Annotated in this window: 20 protein-coding genes, 2 tRNA genes, 2 other RNA genes and 1 riboswitch; of the genes, 3 read left to right on the plus strand and 21 right to left on the minus strand. The window is 38.0% G+C overall.

The features are described from left to right. Window positions 1-129: 129 nt before the first annotated feature. From BDR01S_RS10050 to BDR01S_RS10060, 3 genes are all read right to left on the minus strand, one after another. Window positions 130-2,313 (minus strand): transglycosylase domain-containing protein, encoded by a 2,184-nt coding sequence (locus BDR01S_RS10050; protein ID WP_066253875.1) that lies wholly within the window; start codon window positions 2,311-2,313, stop codon window positions 130-132. A 220-nt stretch (window positions 2,314-2,533) separates the two neighbouring features. Beyond that, complete coding sequence (locus BDR01S_RS10055) at window positions 2,534-3,298, minus strand: sulfite exporter TauE/SafE family protein (protein WP_066253872.1); 765 nt, start codon at window positions 3,296-3,298, stop codon at window positions 2,534-2,536. A 193-nt stretch (window positions 3,299-3,491) separates the two neighbouring features. Then, on the minus strand, window positions 3,492-4,064 hold the full coding sequence (locus tag BDR01S_RS10060; RefSeq protein ID WP_066253869.1) for a hypothetical protein: 573 nt from the start codon (window positions 4,062-4,064) through the stop codon (window positions 3,492-3,494). A 485-nt stretch (window positions 4,065-4,549) separates the two neighbouring features. Here BDR01S_RS10060 and BDR01S_RS10065 point away from each other — a divergent pair, with 485 nt between their 5' ends. Continuing rightward, the gene (locus BDR01S_RS10065) at window positions 4,550-5,146 is read left to right on the plus strand and encodes a cell wall hydrolase (RefSeq protein ID WP_066253866.1); all 597 of its coding nucleotides are present in this window, start codon (window positions 4,550-4,552) and stop codon (window positions 5,144-5,146) included. A 289-nt stretch (window positions 5,147-5,435) separates the two neighbouring features. Here the strand turns inward: BDR01S_RS10065 and ffs are convergent. From ffs to BDR01S_RS10085, 4 genes are all read right to left on the minus strand, one after another. Beyond that, an RNA gene (gene ffs / locus BDR01S_RS10070) (signal recognition particle sRNA small type) lies at window positions 5,436-5,521 on the minus strand. After that, window positions 5,521-5,593 (minus strand) — tRNA-Asn (locus BDR01S_RS10075). The genes ffs and BDR01S_RS10075 overlap by 1 nt, the downstream gene beginning before the upstream one ends. Before the next feature lie 49 nt (window positions 5,594-5,642). Beyond that, window positions 5,643-6,004, minus strand: a transfer-messenger RNA (tmRNA) gene (gene ssrA / locus BDR01S_RS10080). 9 nt (window positions 6,005-6,013) lie between these two features. After that, window positions 6,014-6,104 (minus strand) — tRNA-Ser (locus BDR01S_RS10085). A 214-nt stretch (window positions 6,105-6,318) separates the two neighbouring features. Between BDR01S_RS10085 and BDR01S_RS10090 the strand changes: the two genes are divergently transcribed. Continuing rightward, window positions 6,319-6,735: a DUF1284 domain-containing protein gene (locus tag BDR01S_RS10090; protein ID WP_066253864.1), complete on the plus strand. Its 417-nt coding sequence runs from the start codon at window positions 6,319-6,321 to the stop codon at window positions 6,733-6,735. A 29-nt stretch (window positions 6,736-6,764) separates the two neighbouring features. On the opposite strand, the gene BDR01S_RS10095 is transcribed toward BDR01S_RS10090, so the two are convergent. The 3 genes from BDR01S_RS10095 to BDR01S_RS10105 form a co-directional block, all read right to left on the minus strand. After that, on the minus strand, window positions 6,765-7,670 hold the full coding sequence (locus BDR01S_RS10095; RefSeq protein ID WP_082797379.1) for a protein-ADP-ribose hydrolase: 906 nt from the start codon (window positions 7,668-7,670) through the stop codon (window positions 6,765-6,767). 13 nt (window positions 7,671-7,683) lie between these two features. Further along, the gene (locus BDR01S_RS10100) at window positions 7,684-8,529 is read right to left on the minus strand and encodes a Sir2 family NAD-dependent protein deacetylase (protein WP_066253861.1); all 846 of its coding nucleotides are present in this window, start codon (window positions 8,527-8,529) and stop codon (window positions 7,684-7,686) included. 126 nt (window positions 8,530-8,655) lie between these two features. Next, complete coding sequence (locus tag BDR01S_RS10105) at window positions 8,656-9,294, minus strand: NAD(P)-dependent oxidoreductase (protein WP_066253859.1); 639 nt, start codon at window positions 9,292-9,294, stop codon at window positions 8,656-8,658. Between the two features lie 243 nt (window positions 9,295-9,537). Between BDR01S_RS10105 and BDR01S_RS10110 the strand changes: the two genes are divergently transcribed. Beyond that, on the plus strand, window positions 9,538-10,290 hold the full coding sequence (locus BDR01S_RS10110) for a YqcI/YcgG family protein (RefSeq protein ID WP_066253856.1): 753 nt from the start codon (window positions 9,538-9,540) through the stop codon (window positions 10,288-10,290). 33 nt (window positions 10,291-10,323) lie between these two features. Here BDR01S_RS10110 and BDR01S_RS10115 read toward each other — a convergent pair whose 3' ends face one another. The 11 genes from BDR01S_RS10115 to BDR01S_RS10170 all read right to left on the minus strand — a co-directional run bounded on the left by BDR01S_RS10115 (window position 10,324) and on the right by BDR01S_RS10170 (window position 21,140). Beyond that, on the minus strand, window positions 10,324-10,896 hold the full coding sequence (locus BDR01S_RS10115; protein ID WP_066259952.1) for a cysteine hydrolase family protein: 573 nt from the start codon (window positions 10,894-10,896) through the stop codon (window positions 10,324-10,326). Between the two features lie 81 nt (window positions 10,897-10,977). Continuing rightward, window positions 10,978-11,622 (minus strand): TerC family protein, encoded by a 645-nt coding sequence (locus tag BDR01S_RS10120; RefSeq protein ID WP_235846539.1) that lies wholly within the window; start codon window positions 11,620-11,622, stop codon window positions 10,978-10,980. A gap of 211 nt (window positions 11,623-11,833) precedes the next feature. Further along, window positions 11,834-12,562, minus strand: a complete 729-nt coding sequence (queE, locus tag BDR01S_RS10125) for a 7-carboxy-7-deazaguanine synthase QueE (RefSeq protein ID WP_066253850.1) — start codon at window positions 12,560-12,562, stop codon at window positions 11,834-11,836. After that, complete coding sequence (queD, locus tag BDR01S_RS10130) at window positions 12,559-13,035, minus strand: 6-carboxytetrahydropterin synthase QueD (protein ID WP_066253848.1); 477 nt, start codon at window positions 13,033-13,035, stop codon at window positions 12,559-12,561. Before queD ends, queE begins: the two co-directional genes overlap by 4 nt. A 2-nt stretch (window positions 13,036-13,037) precedes the next feature. Continuing rightward, on the minus strand, window positions 13,038-13,694 hold the full coding sequence (gene queC, locus BDR01S_RS10135) for a 7-cyano-7-deazaguanine synthase QueC (RefSeq protein ID WP_066253845.1): 657 nt from the start codon (window positions 13,692-13,694) through the stop codon (window positions 13,038-13,040). A gap of 225 nt (window positions 13,695-13,919) precedes the next feature. Then, window positions 13,920-14,384, minus strand: coding sequence for an SRPBCC family protein (locus BDR01S_RS10145; protein WP_066253840.1), 465 nt, complete (start codon window positions 14,382-14,384; stop codon window positions 13,920-13,922). Between the two features lie 184 nt (window positions 14,385-14,568). Then, window positions 14,569-15,729 (minus strand): Ger(x)C family spore germination protein, encoded by a 1,161-nt coding sequence (locus BDR01S_RS10150; protein ID WP_066253837.1) that lies wholly within the window; start codon window positions 15,727-15,729, stop codon window positions 14,569-14,571. Next, window positions 15,726-17,186, minus strand: a complete 1,461-nt coding sequence (locus BDR01S_RS10155; RefSeq protein ID WP_066253834.1) for a spore germination protein — start codon at window positions 17,184-17,186, stop codon at window positions 15,726-15,728. The genes BDR01S_RS10150 and BDR01S_RS10155 overlap by 4 nt, the downstream gene beginning before the upstream one ends. Beyond that, a complete protein-coding gene (locus BDR01S_RS10160) occupies window positions 17,152-18,279 on the minus strand; it encodes a GerAB/ArcD/ProY family transporter (RefSeq protein ID WP_066259949.1) in 1,128 nt (375 codons plus the stop codon). Before BDR01S_RS10160 ends, BDR01S_RS10155 begins: the two co-directional genes overlap by 35 nt. A 278-nt stretch (window positions 18,280-18,557) precedes the next feature. Further along, window positions 18,558-19,757 (minus strand): phosphoglycerate dehydrogenase, encoded by a 1,200-nt coding sequence (locus tag BDR01S_RS10165; RefSeq protein ID WP_066253832.1) that lies wholly within the window; start codon window positions 19,755-19,757, stop codon window positions 18,558-18,560. Window positions 19,758-19,936: 179 nt separating this feature from the next. Then, window positions 19,937-20,015, minus strand: a riboswitch (ZMP/ZTP riboswitch). 99 nt (window positions 20,016-20,114) lie between these two features. Continuing rightward, window positions 20,115-21,140: a threonine aldolase family protein gene (locus BDR01S_RS10170; RefSeq protein ID WP_066253829.1), complete on the minus strand. Its 1,026-nt coding sequence runs from the start codon at window positions 21,138-21,140 to the stop codon at window positions 20,115-20,117. Between the last annotated feature and the right edge of the window lie 38 nt (window positions 21,141-21,178).

Consider the following 21,178-nt stretch of genomic DNA (forward strand, 5'->3'; position numbering starts at 1 on the left):
ATGCCCCTGTTCTAGGGCATCAGACCTCACTTGAATGAAAAAGAGAGGCATTCTTATTAAAAGAATGACCTCTCCCGGGAATTTATTTATCGTATTTTCTACTTTTTTCAATGAGGTACTTCCAGTTTCTCAATGATCCTTCTTTTTCCCTTTTCCTTTTCCTTTTCCTTTTCCTTTTGCCTTTCCTTTGTTCTTTCCCTTCTCTTTCTGAAAATGCTTTTTCTCCTTACCTTTGTTTTTCTCTATTTTTGGAGATTTTTTTTCGTTGTTATATTTAGGAATAATCGGCACTTCCGCAGATCCAACGCCTTTTATATAAAGTTCATTTCTCACTCTGTAGACACTATTAGGCTGCTTGAAACTTGAGGAGTCAGTTCCAAAGGTTTGCATCATCGATTTAAACATGTATTGAGCAATTTTCGTTGTATCACCAACCATGTAATTCCCTTGACCGTTTTGCTCATAACCAGTCCAGACCGCCATCGAGTATTGTGGTGTATAGCCAGCGAACCAGCTATCATTTGTTGCATTGGATGGGTATCCAAATTGAGCGATGGTTTTTTGATCAAAATTGGTTGTGCCTGTTTTCCCGGCCACATCTAGTCCTGGTACGTTTGCATTTTTTCCAGTCCCGGCATCGACGACGGTGCGTAACATATCGGTTACCATATAGGCCGTGTAATCCTTCATCACACGTTTCGGTTTCTCCGCAAAACCTACAACTTTACCATTAGCTAACACCACTTTCTGGACGAAATGTGGTTTGTTGAAGACCCCGCCATTTCCAAAAGCGCTGTAAGCTCCAGCCATTTGTAAAGGATTAACGGTATTGCTTCCGATCGCGTATGATTCATACACCTGATGGTTATGGAAAGTAATCCCGATATTTTCGGCAAAGGTTTTTGCCTTCTCCATTCCCACCGCTCTCATTGTGAGAAGAGCAGGAACATTGTAAGAGTATTGCAAGGCATTTCGTATCGTCATCATGCCATGATTTTGACGGTCCCAGTTGGAAATCGATTGACCAGTTGAATATGTGGTCTTCTGATCATTAATTAAATGGGCTGTCGACCATTTTAACTGTTCAATTGCAGGACCATAATCAAAAATCGGCTTAAAGGAGCTGCCCGGTTGACGTTTCATATCGATGGCAAAGTTGTTCCCCATGAAATCGGCTTTAAAATCGTTCCGCCCACTTCCTATCGCCCTTACTTCTCCTGTTTTTGTATCCAAGAAAACGAAAGCCCCCTGAAACCCAGAATCAGGATAGGCAATGATTTCATTGGTTCCCAGCATTTTGTCCGCATAATCCTGTGCTTTCGGGTCCAAGGTTGTATAGATAGATAATCCATCTTTGCTGATGTCTACACCCTTGAGTTTTCCCTTAACCTCTTTCACAGCTGCATCCAAAAATGCTTCATATGGCATACTTTGTTGATTCTTTTTCGGCACAATTCCCTCTGTAACTGGAACCTTTGCTGCTTCCTTCATTTGTTTTTCTGAAATATACCCGTGTCTATTCATCAAAGTTAAGACAATATTTCTGCGTTTGGTCGCCTCTTCTTTGTTTTCTGGTTTGGAGGGGTCATAATTATTCGGACTCTGGGGCAGTCCCGCTAACATGGCTGCCTGGGCAAGTGTCATCTTTTTCAACTCATTTTCTTCAAGTCCATAGTAATTCTTCGCTGCGGCCGCCACCCCGTAAGAGCGGTTGCCGAGGTAGATTTTGTTCAAATACATCATTAATATCTCATGTTTGGAATACTCTTGTTCCAGCTGATACGCTAATTTCCATTCTTGCACTTTTCGTTTAATTGTTTTCTCAGGAGTTAAAAATGAGTTTTTGATCACTTGCTGTGTAATGGTACTGCCGCCCTGTGATCCAAAATCTTCGGTTACGTTTACGAATATCGCTTTTGCCGTCCTTTTTATGTCAATGCCCTCATGTTCATAAAAACGGGAATCTTCCGTTGCAATAAACGCATTTTCCAATACTCTTGGAACTTGTTTATAGGAAATTTTTGTCCGCTTTTCCTTCCCGTATTCATAGAGGAAGCTTCCGTTTTTATCATAAAACTTCGTTGAAAGCGGATCTGCCAGTTTAGAAGAATCTAAATTGGGGACATCCTTAATCATGGAGGCGAACGTGATTGCTCCTGCTCCTGTTGTAACAAGGCCAAGGACCAAACAGACGATGATCACTTTTTTTATGAAAGACCCTTTTTTAGGCGAGCTTTTACTTTTTTGTTGATTCTGTCTTGTTTTTTCCGCTTGTTTTCGTTCCTCGCGAGATTTATATGTTTCTTCTGTCATTCCTCTTCTCTCCCATGCTTGTTTACTCAAAGTTGATTCAAATCAAAAAAAAGGAAGTATGACTCTCCCTGCTTAACTTTATATACATTCGTAAAGTATCTTCCGTTTGTGAGGGAAATGAATAAATTCTCCGTCCCAATGGTACGCAGAAAAAGCCAACATCACTAATGATGCTGACTTTCTCTCTTAAAATAACATTTTAGGTTTATCACCAAAAATCCTAAATTAGCTTGAGTCCACTTACAAAGATCAATACAGCAACAATCGTTCGCAGCGGTCTAGTCGGGACCTTAGCAGAAATGCTGCTGCCGACCAATACGCCTGGAATGGAACCCAAAAGTAAATTACCAACTAGCATATAGTTCACATTCCCATAAGAAATGTGGAGCAATCCTGCCACGGTTACCAAAAGAAACGCATGAGTAATATCCGTTCCAACCATCTCTGATGTCTTCATTTGGTACAGATAAATCATTGCCACAGCGAACAATGAACCTGACCCTAAGGATGTGAGCCCGACGATAAATCCAAAAAGGCAGCCAATAAAAATCGTAAGCAGCTTCTTTTCTTTCAAAGGCTTTAATTGCCAACGATTCGGTCTTAATTTCTTTTCCACAAACGTTCTGATAATAATCGCGAGGGAAACAAATATCAAGATGTATCCAAGGGAATGCCTAATAATTTGTTCTTGATTATGGTAAGAAGCTTCAAAATAATGGAGGGAACCAATCGCAACCACCGCACTCGGAATACTTCCTAACGCTAATAACTTCACCATCTGATAATTGACTGTTTTTTGTCTCCAATGTTGAAAAAGTCCGAAGAATTTCGTAATGGAGTTATAGACAAGGTCTGTACCAACAGCAATGGAAGGATTCACCCCGATGAGAATTAATACAGGGGTTAGCAGTGCTGCACCTCCCACTCCAGTCAAGCCTACCAAAAAACCTACAAATAAGCCCATCAATGTAATCCCTATACTCATATCTGCACGTCCTATCAATTCCAAGTATTTATATAGGATTATATACATTTATTTAAATCTTGTAAATAACTAAATATTTATTAGATTCTGAGAGTTTATTACAGATTATTTTCATCATTGAAAAAAAGAAGGAGTCCACGTTTCCGTGGTCTCCTTCCAATATGCTTTAATATTCATTAAATCGGCTATGTCTTTAGCGAATTTCCCTTTTCAAAGAGCCTTTGATCAGCTTGATCTCTCCATTTTTAGGAATTAATTCGCTGATGTTTTCATATTTTTGTTCCCTTTTTGAATGATTTAATTCCTCGACTACATATTCCTTATAGGAGCAGCAAAAGAGTTTACGGGCAACTTTTCCTTTTTCACCAATAAAATTAAACCAACCTTGCCCAACATAAAAAGGATTCGTTAGTATTCTATCAATTACATACGATATACGCTCATTTTCTTCCCCTGGATTAAATTTTGTTTTAGCAGAAAGAGCCACGATAAAATAGTTTTTAAACCGATCAAATTCTAGTAATTGAAGATGATACTTCTCACGCTGCTTTTGATTGAAATCCCTAAAGACTGTTTTGATACTTTTTTCAACATCGATTTCAAATTTACTTGCATCTTTCCAGGTCGTTAAACGGGAGTCAAAGATGGACAAAGTGAGGATATAATAGGCAGCATAATTTTTTGGATCATATACTTCATCCACATGCTTATCATCTTCCGGTACAACAATGTAGTTTTTATAGTCAGCAAAGAAATTTTCAATCATAACGTATACCTTCTTTCATAATTGATAGAATGGATGATTAAAATAGCTTGACCAATTTCTAACTGCAGCTATTTGCAAGATGAAAAAACAGCCTGAGGTGTTCTACTCATTACTTTATAATAGAGCAGTTTTCTCGTAATCCGACAAATAACTTCTATGATCCACTGAATTTGTATATAATATATTCCATTTTATATTTCAAAAATCCTGCTTATTCTTCCAAAAATCCGCATCTTTCACCGTAATTAATCAAAAAGTCCCATTTATGGATACCATTTGTCGTAACAGGTCTTTTGGCCGAGTAGGTGATCATTACGATGAGAGAAAAAGCTTACAGTTTTTTCCGTTTCTACTTTTTGAAAAAACGTCTCTATACTCTATGTAACCAAACTGTAAAACTAATCAACTTAACTGTAATACTAATCTATTTTTTCCATTCATAGTAATAGATTTAAACAAGGTAACGAACTAGGAGGACTAGAATCATGAAAAAACTAATTTCCGTTTTTCTATTACTGGCTTCATTTTTATTCGCTTCCCCCGCTTTTGCCTATCCGATTAAACAAGGGTACCCACTTTCGGAGAGTTTAAAGGAATATAAACAAGATTTAGAAGCTATCCATTCGCATCATGATGGACTTAATCGGGTTTCTGTCCGTGAGAACGATGCTACTACAAAACCTTCTAATACTACTAGTAAATCCAAAAATGTAAAAATAAGGATCACAGACACTGAAATTGATCTGCTTTCTCGGTTAGTTCGAGCTGAGGCTGAGACGGAACCTTTTGAAGGAAAGATTGCGGTGGCATGTGTGGTGCTTAATAGAATTGAAAGTAAAAAATTCCCTAAAACGTTAAGAGAGGTGATTTATGCCCGAGGGCAATTTCAACCTGTTCAAAACGGGGAAATCAATAAGCCAGCCGATAAGGAATCTATTAAGGCTGTGAGAGCCGCATTAACTGAACAACGCAACCTGGCACCGGGAGCTTTATTTTTCTATAATCCTGACATTGCTACCAGTCGTTGGCTCGATACAAGAACAACAACAATGGTCATTGGGCAGCATGTCTTTAAAAAATAAGACGAGTTTAAGAAATTCACTAATAGACAAATCTTACTAAAGGAGTAAGAAAATTGTCCATTAGAAGCTCCCTATTGAACAATAATCGCTAAAGGATCATGAGTTTTGTCCATTAGAAGCTCCCTATTGAACAATAATCACTAATGGAGCATGAGTTTTGTCCATTAGAAACAGCAAAAACAGCAAAGTTACGAAAACAGCCTAATAAAAACAAGGTGACTAACAAGAATAAAGTCACATCCGATTATTGGATGTGACTTTATGGTATGTTTGGCGTATTGTTTCGTCCTATGTAATAGCCCACACAATTTCACTTGTTAGGGCTGCTGCGTTCCCGCCCTGACCCGTTTCCTAGTGTCCTTGTTGGACTATAACTCCGCAGGTAGGACTCGAACCTACGACCGATCCGGTTAACAGCCGATCGCTCTACCACTTAGCTACTGCGGAAAAAATTCTCACTTGATGATGAATCTATTTCAAGATGTTTTTTTGGTTTTAGTGGAAATGACGGGAGTTGAACCCGTGTGCAAAGATATTGGCACTTATACTTCTACGAGTGTAGTCAGTAGAATTGATTTCACTTACTTCTTTAGCCTACTGACAGGCGTTGAAGCAGCTAGTCTGGTTTGTCTCTTCCTTCATCCTCAGACGGTGGAATTCGGCGTAGTCCACTTCATTTGAGTCCCTTACCCTACCACATGGACGATGGAGGGAGGAACCGCTATCGTCTGTTATTAAGCAGCGAAAGCGAAGTTGTTGTTTTGTTTGCCAGTTATAGGCTTTATCGTTTTTACGAGGACGAATCCCTCGACTCGCCATATAAGCTCAAACTATCCCTGTCGATACCAAGACATCCCCATAATATAATGGCAGAGAAGAAGGGATTTGAACCCTCGCGCCGGTTACCCGACCTACACCCTTAGCAGGGGCGCCTCTTCAGCCTCTTGAGTACTTCTCTGTAATAAAAGCTTACGCGTAAGTTTCCGTTAAGAACTTACAAGAGAAATATATCATGTCTGCTAAATGGAAGATAGCTGTAAAATTTGGTAGTTCAAAAGCCCTAGAAAACCTTGGGGATTTTTATGGTATGATAATCCATATAGATGTTAACCAAATTATTATTATAGTTTACTTTTAAAATCAAAAGGAGTAAACAAACTGGGGGGAGCATTATGTATAAATTGCGAGGTCATCATCTTTTTTGCCTTCTAGGCTATCGGGGAATGGGCTATTCCCAAGAATACGTCGAAAATATGACGCTTTTGCATCAAACCTTGAGAAACAACCCAAAAACGTTGATTCTACTTGTCAAGGGACCAGATCAGTTGTGTGAAAAGTTCCCTAATTCAGGTGAATACCATTGCCAAGACAACCATATCTATGAAAGAGATGCCGTTATTTTAGACAAAATGAATCTTAAAATCGGACAAATTCTTAAATGGGAGGATATTGAATCCCGTATCCGAAAACATGTCATCCCTTCCGATATTCAAGTTATTTGTGAAACTTGTTCTTGGCGTTCTTACGGGGTTTGTGAGGAAGGTATTCGCGAGATTCATAATGGGAAGGGCTTAAGAAAAGTTCAATAAGCCCCATCTATTAAACAATTTTTTGTCATTTAGTAAATAGATGTAAAAACATTTATATATTCATTTCGGTCACTATCACTGAAAACATTAAATATTATTTTTTCGAAATGGTTTGGATGACTTGCTAGCCAGTCATTAACGGTAGTGACTGCAATATAGGCTGCTTCTGTTTTTGGAAATCCAAATACACCAGTTGATATTGCACAAAAAGCAATGGATTTAATATTCTTCATTTCATTTGCCACTTCTAGGCAAGATATATAACAAGAAGCTAGTTCATTTCTTTGTTGGTTTGTTAATGTCGTTCCTTTTGGAACAATAGGTCCAACTGTATGCAAAACATAATGGGAAGGCAGATTATATGCTCTTGTTATTTTTGCTTTTCCAGTATCCTCTAATTCATTTTGTGCAGACATAATGATTTCACAATCATTCCTTAGCTGTGGACCAGCAGCTGAATGAATGGCATTATCAATACAAGCATGTAAAGGCTGAAAACAACCTAACATTTGATTATTTGCTGCGTTTACGATGGCATCAGCGTTTAATTGGGTTATATCACCTTGCCACAAGATCAATTTATCTAAATGAGAAAAAGGACTATCGGGATACATGGTTGCTAGTGAATCGAGTTTCGCTACTTTAACTATACTTTTTTCCTTAAACTCGATTTGTAATAAAGTATCCAACTTTTCAAGAAATCGCTCATCTAACGGTTTTGGCGCCCTAATGTTTAATAATGCCCTTAACAAATTACGTTTAGCGTGATGATCATTAGGGATTTCTACATCATTTGGAGCATCAGGCTCTTGCAATAACATGATGATTAATTCGTCAACGATTCGATTCGTATCGGTTTGCAAAACTGTATGTGGCACAAATTTTTCATTTAATTTAATTAAAGACGAATAGTCACTTAATAATAATTGAGGCATTCTAATCACTCCCTCATTTCATAATGCTAGTTACAACATCGTACATGTTTTCTGTAAATGCAATCGTTTTTTCTCTGTTTTCCTTAGCGCCCTCAGGATGTTCCATGTTAAAACGAATTAATGTTGCATTTTCATTGTTGAAAGTCATTTGTTCAAATGGGTAACGAATGATTCCAGGAGTATTAAATCCTACACCCAACTCTAAATAAATCATTTTCTTTCCTGTGGATTCATGTAAGAAATGATTGTAAGATTCATTCAATTCATCCCACTCCTCATCTTGAACAAAGTGTTGATTGATCCTTAAATGCGGGTCCATATTTCCTCCACAAATAGGGCATTTCGGAACAAGTTCTGATGGGATTTTACAATCCTCTGTTTTATCAACCATTTCCTTAACTAGCGTTTCATTGTTATACACCGTGTTATGGCAGCCTTTTGCACATTGCAAGTAACCATAATTCCCCTGGACTTCAAATACTTTGTCCGTTACAAAACCAGACTTCTCAAATTGGCTATCAACATTGGTTGTGATCACAAAATAATTTTTATCCTTTACCATTTGAAAAATATCCTTATAAAGTTGAGTCCCACTAGGTTCATACCGATTGACAAGGATATGTTTTGCCCAGTAAGCCCATCTCGCCTCTTGTGTCGGGAATGGATAAAAACCAGAAGTGTACATGTCGGTTAAACCGTACCTTTTAATAAATGGGGCAAAATTCTCTGTGAATCGTTTTCCTCCATACTCTATACCAGCAGCAGCTGACAATCCCGCTCCGCCGCCTATTAATATATCTTCAGCATTTTGGATCACCCATTTTGCTTTTTCTATACGTTTCTCATAAGTTTCATTCATAATTACACCTCTTTAGATTCTATATATTAAAAATTCACTAGATATTAAATCGATCCTATACCTAGATAGCAAAATGCCATTAGCGTTAACACTAATGGCATTATAAATTTTTTTCTTTTACGATACTTATTCTGCTTCACCGACAACTGTGAAACGTTCATTTATATGTTGTGGATTTTCAATTTCATCCAATACAGCAATAGCATAGTCTGCATAGCTGATATAACTTTCACCCTTTGAATTAACAAGTAGGTTATCTTTTCCTGCTTGATAATGTCCCGTTCTCTTTCCTTCAGCATCAAATACAGCAGATGGACTAATAAATGTCCATGTGATGCCAGTTGTTTCCTGCAATTCCTTCAAGTTTCTTCCTTGGCCTTTTGCTGTCGGTTTCACGAAATCTGGAAAATCAGGTGTATCGATTACCTGAACGGTTTTGCTTTCGTCTACATAAAGGCTTCCAGCTCCACCTACAATTATCGCTCTTGTATTTGTTCCTTTTAGTGCCTCAATTAAAGCATGACCAGCATCAACGTGTGCTTGCTCTTCACCAAGTGGTGCACCGAAGGCATTAACCACTACATCAAACTTTTTCACATCATCAGATGTAATGTCAAATATTGTTTTCTCAATAACCGCAACGTTTTTATCTTCAAGTTTTGAAGCATCTCTTACGATAGCCGTTACTTCATGTCCACGACTAACTGCTTCTTTCAAAATAAGACTTCCTGCTTTACCACTTGCTCCAATAATCGCAATTTTCATTTTGAAAAACCTCCTATGAATATAAGCTGTAACTTTTTTGATTACCTGTAATCATAATAATTACAATTAGAACATTTGTCAACTCTTATTAATAATATTTCTAATTCATTCCTATTTAATTCATTAATATTAAGCATGAATTATCGTAATGTCCGTCTCCCCTGGCCTATGCCCATTTGAATATGGACATCTCCCCTCTCTTATACGGCTGAATATACTGCAGTAACAAGGGAGGTGTGTAGAGTGAAAAATCTTTATAGGGATGATCCCCTAGGCAGAAATCATCTAAAAGATTGGGAAAAAATTGCACTGGAGAAATTCTCAGTTAAAATGAGTGATAAAGAAAAACCATTTCCCTGTATTCCTGCGACCATCGGGTTCTCCCAAAATCAGCTGCGGTATAGCTTTATCGGAGATCCTAGAGAACAATCTACGATTTATGAACTTGCTGAATCATTAAGTAGTTATTCGCAGGTTTCAAAGGAGAGCGGCCAATACACATCACTGATTGTTTTTTATGAAACCCCTGAAGATGTGAAGGCGTTGTATACTGTGGAAGATTATGAACAATTATTTTGGAAGCATCTCAGTGGGCTACGTACAATAGATTCATTGGATTGGCCTGAGGATATGCCGACGGACCCCCATAATCCTGTCTGGGAGTTTTGTTATAATGGAGAGAAATATTTTATGTATTGCGCTACACCTGCCCATAAAAATCGAAAGAGCAGGCATTTTGATGTGATGATGCTCGCGATCACGCCAAGATGGGTGCTTCAGGAATTTAACAGATCTCCAAAATTTGCAATGGGTATTAAAAAGGCAGTAAGAAACCGGTTGAAAAACTACGATTCAGCTCCCATTCACCTAGATTTAAACAGCTATGGATCGGATGATAATTTTGAATGGAGACAATATTTTCTGCGCGACGATGATACGTCGTTGTCCAAATGCCCCTATCACAGAGTGCTGAAATTTTTCAAGTTAGATGAATGAAATGAGCGCAGGAACTCACCTGCGTTATTAATTTTAAGAGGTATGTAATTGGTTTAACACTTCCATGGTTGTCATTATCGTGGCAAATTCATTGTGAAGCATCGCTAATTCATGTTCGTGTATTTCTTCGGCAGTATGGTGAACTCCTTTGTGATCAGTGATTTCAAAGGCAGCGATAGCATCCGATACCAAATAGGTTTGATAGCCTAAATTTCCGCTCATCCGGGTCGTAGTTGAAACACAGTGCTGTGTGGACAACCCAGTAATGAGAACAGATTTAATCTTCTTTTCCTTTAAATACATTTCTAGTCCTGTCCCAATAAAGGCACTATTTACGTTTTTAGGAAAAACGACTTCATCCCCACGAGGCTTGATGATTTCTTTAAACTCAGTACCAAACTTATTTTTATAGTGAAGAGGCGAGCCTGGTTGAACGGATAGGTGTTGGGAGAAAAGTACATTTCCCTTTCTCTTCCGCCATTCTGCTAAAAGACGAGCCATATTTTTTTCCGCCTGTGGGTTATTCCGTTTCCCCCAATAGGGATCATCAAACCCTTTTTGCACATCTAAGATCAATAAGGCAGGCAGTTTTCTTAACTTATTCATCATCACTTTGAAACACCCTTCTGACTCATTTATCTTTATTTTGCCCAATATCGAAATACTTAATGAAAATTTAAATTCACTCTATATAAGTTTTTTCTTAGAAATTAAATATCCGAAGCCAATCACAAGAACTGTGATAGTTGAAGGCACCAACAAATGTAAATCATTTGAGAGGACCGGATCAAATTTTGGTTCTCCGATAATCATTTCACCTGCAGTCCAAGCTAGAATTCCTGCACCTGCATAAGAGATAGCCGGATACCTTTCCATAGCTTTTAATATGATCTGACTCCCAAAAACAACGATAGGAATACTAACAATAACCCCGATCATAATACCGGCTAAATTTCCTTCAACGGCACCGGCAATGGCTAGTACATTATCAAGGGACATGACTGCATCAGCAATAATGATCGTTTTCACCGCGGAAACTAGACTTGAACCCCCTTCCCTAAGATGTCCTTCTTCCTCACCAATTAATAGTTTTATCGCAATATACACGAGAAGTAGTCCGCCAATAAAAGTGACGAAAGGTATGTTTAATAGATAAATGATGGCCAATGCAAAGATTAACCGTAATAGAATGGCTCCAAATGTTCCCCAAAAGATCGCTTTCTTTTGTTGCTTCTTGGGGACATTCCTTGATGCCATAGCTATGACCACGGCATTATCGCCACTTAAGACAATATTGATTAAAATAATTTTCAAGAGAACAGCTAATGACAAATCAAAAGTCTCCAAAATAATCACCTCTGGACAAAGTTAATCATGCCATTATATGAAGTTGATGTTAAAAGAAGTCCTGACTTCGTCAAATAAAGCGGACACAAATAAACTACTCCCAACAAAGATTAGGAGTAGTTCATTAACCTATCGAATTAGGAATTTTGCTACCTTCTGCAAATAAAACTAGGAACCCTTATTCCCCGAGAGTCACCTACACGCCGCGCTTATTTCCCCAAAGCAGCGCATGTAACTGCGGCAAAACTTTCACATCATTCAATTGCTGATCCGCAACCACACAATTGACTAACCACTCATATTTCAAAAGTAGTTTCTGAATCAATTCATTATTATTGAAATTGGTGATATCATCGTTCCCAACCTGGAGATAAAAAGGGATATCTGCATAGCGGTTATGGACCATCTTCGCATACCCAAGATCGGCCTCATCGAAGATGACTACTTTTAGACTGACTTGATGTTTAAACTCATTGTCGTTTAAATTTTGAAAAATAGAATCTAAGATTTCAAAATTAGTAACCATATGGGAACTTGGCGGTTTTGGTGAAATGGTCAATTCATCAATGTTTAAGAACCAGTCCTGCCACCTGCTGCCCTGTGTTTCGATACCAATTTTCATTTCTTTTTTCTTTAATAAATCAATAAATTCATCTAAATTTTTCAGCAGTGCCGGATTTCCCCCTGAGATGGTTACAAAAGAAAAATTATCGCCGCCGACTCGCTTTAATTCACCCCAAATTTCTTCTGCTGTCATTAACTGAATATCATCTTTGGCACTGCCATCCCATGTAAAGGCCGAATCACACCAGCTGCACGAATAATCACAGCCTGCGGTTCGAACAAACATTGTTTTCTGCCCAATGACCATGCCTTCTCCCTGAATGGTTGGGCCAAATATTTCTAATACAGGAATCTTACTCATTCCTCCATCCACTCCCTTCTTGCTTCTGCGTAGCTGGTTGGGGTTTCAAAAAGACGGACAAATTCCACTCTTGCTCCATCATACTGATGCTTACGTTCTTCTGTTGCTAATGCATCCTTCATTTTCTCGTAAATCCAAACCACCATGTTTTCCGCTGTGGTATTCATGAAAGGAAGGGTTTCATTCAAGTATTGGTGATCAAGGAATATTTCGATATCGTTTTTCCATATTTCTTTTATATCGCTAAAGTCAATCATTAAGCCGCGTTCATCGACAAAGCCGCTTAATCCAAAAATAACTCGGTACGTATGGCCGTGCAAATTCTTGCATTTCCCTTCATAGCAATGCAAGTGGTGTGAAGCATCGAACGTAAATTCTTTGCTCACGAGTACACGTTTGGTATGATATTTTAATTGGTGCGGATGAATATCTTCATTTATTTTCTGAAGTTTATCAACGATTCGAAAACCCATCGCTAAAACCTCCCATTTAGGAAGTCATCGAGCCCTCGTTTTCTTAATAAACAAGCTGGGCATTCGCCGCATCCGTCTGCAATCACACCATTGTAGCAGGTTAACGTTTTTTCACGAACAAAATTCAATGCGCCTAATTCATCCGCCATAGCCCAAGTTTGGGCTTTGTTGATCCACATTAATGGTGTATGAATAACAAAATTATCATCCATGGATAAATTCAAGGAGACATTTAGGGATTTGATAAAAATATCACGGCAATCCGGGTAGCCGCTAAAATCGGTTTCACAAACACCGGTCACTAAATGCTTGGCACCGGTCTGACGTGCTAACACACCTGCAAAGGTTAGGAATAACAAGTTCCGACCTGGCACAAATGTCGACGGGAGTTCCCCTTCACCGCCGTCCGTGACCGCAATATCTGAACGTGTTAAGGCATTCGGTGCAAGTTGATTTAATAAGGACATATCTAAAATATGGTGTTTCACACCAAGTTCATTGGCTATATTTTTGGCACATTCAATTTCTAAACTATGCCGTTGATTGTAATCAAACGTAACAGCTTCTACTTCTTTAAATTGTTTTAACGCCCAAAATAAACAAGTGGTGCTGTCTTGTCCACCACTAAATACGACAATTGCCTTTTCATTTTTTAACATTTAAATCTAATACATCCTTTCAAATAGAAAAAACAGTACCCCAAGATAGAAGTACTGCTTCATCTTAGTTTTTTTAATGAGGGGGGCTAGAACCTCTATCGCACGATGCAAATTATATAATTTTTGAATGACTAAATGATTATAAACCATATCTTCAATTTTTTCACCTATTTGGCGAGATTTTAATTTTAAAATAAAAAAAGACAAGTGACTAGCGTTCCTTAGTCACCTGCCCCTTCGATGCATATAAAGTTTTCTTTTTATTTCCTTCTCTACTATTTGAAAAAATGACTCCAAACCTTTATTTGCTCCGCCCTCTAATACACGCTGTCCTGCCAAAGCAAGTGCCCCTGTAACCTGTGCTTCCGCCTGACAATTTAGTTTGGTCGTCCCTTGGAGGTCTTTAATAAACAGGTCTGCTATTCCGACGATTTCTCCGATATTCCCTGTCCCTTTTGCTTGTAACTGAATTAAGGAGGATGACTTCATTTCATTAAGTCGAATCTCAAGGGAAAATAGATCTTGGATGGGACCCATATTTACCGCTAATTGTGCTTGGTAAACATCCTTAGAGGTTTCAATAAATGACTTACACCCGGGAAGAGAACTCCTCAATACATTTTCATCCTTTATATACTTCCAAACAACGTTCCTTGGCAATGCGAATGTATAATCGTACACAATTTTCACTGCTTCCCCTCCAATTGACCACAAAAATTTATAATCAATTATATGTATTCAATAGGTTTGTGGAAGGTTAAAAAGAAAAAATAAAGACCTTAACATCTATAAGTGCTCGGCATCTTTAATAGTCACAAAATAAAAACTCGCCAATTGGCGAGCTTTCCATAGCTGTTTGTAATTAAGTGTGGAGTTAGGAGCCTTCATCGTTTCTCTGTTCATACTTATAGCTATTATAATGAAATATTTGCACCTTAACCTTTAGATTCGACAAGGAGTCTTTATCTAAATAAAAGCCGTTAGATTTTTTTAATTCCCTATATTGCTTCGGGTGTTTTCGATACCACTTTTCACCAACATTTAGTATATCTGTTTTATTTTTCACTCCATTTTTATAAATGGAAGTAAGTTTTCTTTTTATATCTTCTTCAACTAATTTCGTTAATTTCTGTTCGGGAATATCTTTAATTTTTTCGATCAAATCTGCTGGTACAGTTAATTCTATATCAAACTTTGGGGTAGTAGTTCCCTTCTTGTATTTTACCTTCATTTTTGGAGTGGCTAGCTTCACTGCTGCTACAAGCTTTCCCTCTTCATCTACTCTTTGATTTAAAGAAACCTTTTTTTCTAATAACCAATTAGTATAAACAGCGTCCTTGAATGGAAGGACTTTAATAAATTTTTGCTGTTGAAAAATCGCATATCCATCGATAAATACAATGGGGTACTTTCCGTCAGCCTTCCAGGTTTGAGAGTCAATTTTTACATTAGGTAGTTTAGCCACCCCCATAGGCTCATAATAGGCTCTTAAAAAATCCATTAATGCCATTGGCTTGATCTCATCTTGATACACTTCGTTCTTTTCCTTTCTAAAAAGAACCGTGTATATTGATGGATAATTAAATAATGCCTTTATATTAAATATTTCGCTTATATTTTCATCCGTTGTCATGACTCGTAAAGTATGCCTGAGTGAACGATTTCTCCCTATTTCTACCACTACTTCCTTAAAATGATTCCTGACTATTCTTTGACTTAAAACAAATGTTTCTACGTGGCCAAAAAATAAAGGAGGCTCCGACTTTTTATAAAGGTTACCAACAGCTAAATTTAGTGTTTCTCCAGTTGCTGATGCAATAAAAATCGGGATGGGTTCAATAGGTTTACCTCCTTCTACCTTTGCTACATTAGCGAAATTTAAGGATTGAAGGTACGCGATATACTCCTTCTTTTCTTCATCATAGTCCATCCCAATTGCCACAACATAGGTTACATCTTGAATATTTTTTAAACCTGAACAACCGGAAAGAATCAGACAACCGGCTAAAAAAGAAATCATCCATTTCCTTTTCATGATTGATTTCCACCCCTTGTTGGATCATCCGGACTGGTTAAGGTTGTCCTTGACTTATAAAATTGCCTTGGAGCCCGAAGGAATGACTTAATCATTCCTTTTAGATCGATTGGCGAAAGAGAACCTAGGTATGGAGACCCAAAGGAAGAAAGGGTTGAAAAGTAAAAAATAGTTAGTATAAAGCCAATAATGACTCCGAATAATCCAAATAAGGTAGCCATTAAGATAATCGTGAATCTTAAGATGGTACAAGCCGTACTTAAAGTTTGATTCACCAACGTAAAAGACGAGATGTAGGTAATGGCTGCTACGACCAGCATGGTCGGTGATGTTAACCCCGCCCGAATCGCAGCATCCCCTACGATTAAGCCACCTAAAACAGCGACGGTTTGCCCAATTGCTCTGGGCAAGCGTACCCCAGCTTCATTAAATAGTTCAAACAAAAAGAGAACAATAAACATTTCAAGTGGTGAAGATATGGGCAGCCCAAAACGCGAGATTGTAATAGTCGCAACGAGTAAATAGGGAACCTGTTCAATATTATAGGCAGAAAATGCTATCCATGCACCAGGTAAAAAAGCAGATATGATCAAACCTATCACCCTAATAATTCTTTCTATTGATACATAAGCATAACTTATGTAATTGTCCTCAGGTGATTTAATCTGCAGTAATATATTGACCGGTGCATAAGAGACTGTAGGATTTCCATCAACTATGAGAGCAAACCGGCCTTGATTCAGCGCCTGAACAATAAAGTCAGGTCTGCCCGTATAGTCCGTACTCGGGAAGATGGAATACGGTCTATCACGAACATATGCTTCAAGTTCATGAATACTCGTCAAGATATCCAGTTCTACTTTATCTAACCTTTTATGGATTTCATCCAAAACTCGCTGATCAATTAAATCATCTATATACAGGAGTGCTACTTTTGTTCTACTTCTTTTACCAATCGTATATTTCTCTAAACATAAAGACGAGGTGTTAAGTCTTCGCCTTATTAAGGAGATATTTGTCTTTATATCCTCCACAAAACCATCCTTAGGACCCCTTATTGAGCTCTCAATCGCTGATTCTTCAGGTTGCCGCTTAGGTAAGGATCCTGCCTGAATAATTAAAAACGAATCACTGAATAAAAATAAGACATTTCCATCAAAAAGTAAATTTGATAAATCGTCTAAGGATTTCGAACTTACATCTTCTGCTTGAAATAAGGATTTGAGTTTTTTTTTGACAGAATCTTCTTTATCATCACTGAGTTTAGGTAAAATATATTGATCTAAATAATGTAAATCAATCAGAGTTTCAAAATAGATCATTTCAAACGCGTCCATGATTGTATGATGCTCAATCAGTCGTAGGTCTTGACTTTTCTTAAATTGATTTTTTAGTTGTTCAGATTTCTCCTTTAGCTTTCCATCACGAAGTGGATTCAAAAGTATTTTTCTTACCATGTTGTTTATCCCTCTTCTTTAATACTAGAATAATGGCGGCTGATAGCAAAATTTGAAAAAGGAAAAATGCCATACAAGCCGGCAGAAAGTATTGATAAATAGCCCTATAGAAAAAATAGGTTTCTACTTTTATTGTCATCAAACCGAACAAAAAGAGATACATGACTCCAACAATCTTAGGGTTCAGTCGGTAATGTTTCTTTTTTTGGGTAAAAAATGTGCCTAAAAGATACATGAATAATCCAATTCGAATCAATGCTCCACTAAGCCATTGATATAAAGCGAAAAAATCCAGATGTGATATGTATTCCCCAATGCTAAATACACGCCACTGCTCATAAGCAGGATATCGGAAGTATCCTGCTTCAGTTGGTCCAAACTCCATGATTGATGCAGAAAGAGGCCCTAAGATTAAGCCTGTTAGGACAGTCAATAAAATAAACAACTGTTTAAATTTAATAGGCTCCTGAGAAAATGGCTGCAACAAGATAACCATGTAAATCTCAAGAAGTCCTGATAGAACATACATTCCCCCTCTAATAAGAGGAGAATAGCCGTCTGCAAACACAGGAAATAACAAACTCGGATCCTTTAAGCTCGTGTTTGTTATTGCAATTAAGATGCCAAATAACACAACAAGCGGTAGTAAAACCCCGCTGGATATAGCCATGCTTTTGACCCCGGCTAGTGTGATTAAAAAACAAACAAAAATCAAGATACAATTAATCAAAAATACAGAAGCATCCGCGAGAAAATAGGCTTTTAACCAGATCATTAAATCTCTAAAAGTTACATAGGAGCTCGTGAATAAAAACAGCATGACTGGAATCGAAAATACAGTTGAAAAAGCCCTGCCAAGACGTTGTCTAATCATAGAAAAGAAACCCTCATTTGGACTGTTTTTTACAATAAAATACACCAGCCATAGAAAGAAGAAAGAAATCGGATATACCACGATGACACTTAACCAGCTGTCTCTTCCGGCTGCCGTAAGCAAATTAGGGATAAGCATGACATGATTTAGTAACCCTGTTGAAAGGATAATCAACATAAATAATTGTCTTGGGAGCAGGATTTTAATTAAGTTTTGCATTAAGATCACCGATTTTTCTCATTTTAGGTATTATTATCACCATTAATGAAAAATATATGTTTTCAAGTTTAATCGCCTCATGATATAAGGAATCACACAACGATTTGATTTTTGATCCTGTCCAAGTTTACAAGTTCCCTTAAAATAAACTTATCGGAAATAAAAAAGCTCAAGGCACCATTATGAATGGGACCTTGAGCTTTTTCTATTCTTTTTAACATGAAGGTCATCTATGAGGACTTCTGTGCTTTCCTCTTTCTCATGTAATTAAAGTATGTTTATATAATACGTGCAGTTACGATTCCACCGATTTGATCGATCTTTTCTTGCAAACCAGGAAGGATATCGCCATTTACTTTATTGTCAATGTCAATCATCGTATATGCATATTCGCCACGGCTTCTATTAATCATGTCTGCGATATTTAGATTATAGCTTGAAATAGCAAGTGTAAGCTGCCCAACCATGTTTGGAACATTTTTGTGAAATACCGCCACACGTTTCTTGCCTGTATATGGAAGAGAAGCGTTTGGAAAATTGACTGAGTTTTTGATATTTCCTGTTTCCAAAAATTCCTTCACCTGGCGAGCGGCCATAATGGCACAGTTCTCTTCTGATTCTTTAGTAGAGGCACCAAGATGCGGGATTGGAACAGAATTTTTCATTTTCAATACCTTTTCATTTGGGAAGTCTGTAATATACTTACCAACCTGCCCACTTTCAAGAGCTTCAGCCATATCCGTTTCATTGACAAGCTCACCACGAGAGAAATTTAAAATATGAACGCCAGGCTTCATGATGCTGAAGGTTGCTTCATTAAACATTCCTCTTGTATCAGCCGTTAACGGAACGTGAACAGTAATATAATCAGAATTAGCAAACAGCTGTTCAATTGTCATTGCTCGTTGAACATTGCGAGACAAGTTCCAAGCGGTATCAACAGAAATGAACGGGTCAAATCCAATCACATCCATATCTAAACCGAGTGCATCATTGGCTACAAGCGCACCGATTGCACCCAATCCGATGACACCCAATGTTTTCCCTTTAATTTCTTTTCCAACGAATTGTTTCTTACCTGCTTCAACCAGCTTCGGAACTTGGTCACCTTCGCCTTCTAATGCTTTAGTCCATGTAATACCGGCAAAAAGGTTTCGGGATGAAGCCATCAAGCAAGTTAGAACCATTTCTTTTACAGCATTAGCGTTCGCCCCAGGGGTATTGAAAACCACAATTCCTTGCTCTGTGCATTTTTCAACAGGAATATTATTAACCCCCGCTCCTGCACGGGCTATGGCCTTTACGTTGTTACCCAATTCGATGGAATGCATATTAAAACTGCGGACAACAATCGCATCTGGATTTTCACTTTCATTATCAATGATGAAGTGATCCTTATTGAATACCTTTAACCCGCTCTCGGCAATATTATTTAACGTTTTAATTGTCTTCATTTTGTCAATTGTTGTTGTGCTCATCTTGTATTCTCCTCTATTCTTTTAGGATTGTTTGAAATTTCAAAAATTTTAAACGGGGACATGATCAAATTTTCTCAATATCGGCATCTACTAATATATGAAATATAAAGTAGTCTCGGCTACAAGCCAATTAATCTATCCCCTCCTAATATACAGAAAGAGGTAAGGAACAATTCCCTTACCTCTGCCCAGGCGAACGGCTTCGACATTATGTGCTCCCTCACGGTACTCCGTGTTTCGCCAGTTACACATCGTCTTTTCATTTATCTTACAATATCAAATTTTCTAAAAATATTCAAGCGCTAAGTGTCATAAAAAAAGCTTTTTTAAAATATAATTTTCGGCATTTCTTTCTTCCTACTTAAACTTTTTAAAATCCTCAATAAATGCTAATACCTCTTCCTCTTTTGTTGCCCAAGAGGTTACCAGGCGAATAGCTGAGTGATCTGAATCCACCTTTTCCCAAAGATGAAACAAATACTTTTTCTCCAGCTCCGTAATCAGCGCATTCGGTAGAATCGGAAAGATTTGGTTCGATGGAGAATGGGTTAGAAATGGAATATTTTCTTTGCCGATTTCATGTCTGAGTGTGGCTGCCATCTTATTGGCATGCGCGGCCAACTCAAAGAACAAATTGTCTCGGAACAGTTCAAGAAACTGAGTACCCAGCAGCCTGCCTTTTGCAAGCAGAGCACCCTTTTGCTTCATATGGTATCGAAAATCCTCTTTCAGAGAATCATTGCAAATCACTAAGGCCTCACCAAGAAGCGCCCCATTTTTTGTTCCCCCAATATAGAATGCATCGACAAGTCCAGGGAGATCGCTTAACTGAAGGTCATTCCCTTCCGAACAAAGGGCGGAACCTAGTCTTGCACCATCCATATACAAAAAGAGTTGGTTCTTTTTACAATAATCACTTAACTGGATGAGCTCGCTCCGGTTATAAATGGAACCTATTTCGGTGGAGTTAGATATGTACACCAGCTTCGGTTTGACCATATGCTCATCAGGATGACCTTCAAGGACCGCTTTCACGTCAGATGGCGTTAGCTTCCCGTTCTTAGCTTCAATCGATAGAACTTTATGTCCAGTGGCTTCGATTGCACCTGTTTCATGACCCAAAATATGACCGGTACTGGCAGCCATTGCTGCTTCATGAGGTCTTAAGAAAGCTGAAATGGCAATTAGATTGGTTTGTGTTCCGCCTGATAATAAATGAATATCTACATCTGGGCGTCCCAATTTTTCCTTTAGCAGGTCAACTGCTTTTCGTGAAAATTGGTCCTCCCCATATCCATCCGCCTGAATAAGGTTGGATTCCAATAATGCATTCAAAATTCTAGGATGTGCGCCTTCGCTGTAATCGTTTTTAAAGCTGTACATCAGATTTCCCCCGTCTACTTTTTTAAATTGTAACTACA

This window comes from Neobacillus drentensis NBRC 102427 (genome assembly GCF_001591445.1).
Taxonomy (GTDB): domain Bacteria; phylum Bacillota; class Bacilli; order Bacillales; family Cytobacillaceae; genus Neobacillus; species Neobacillus drentensis.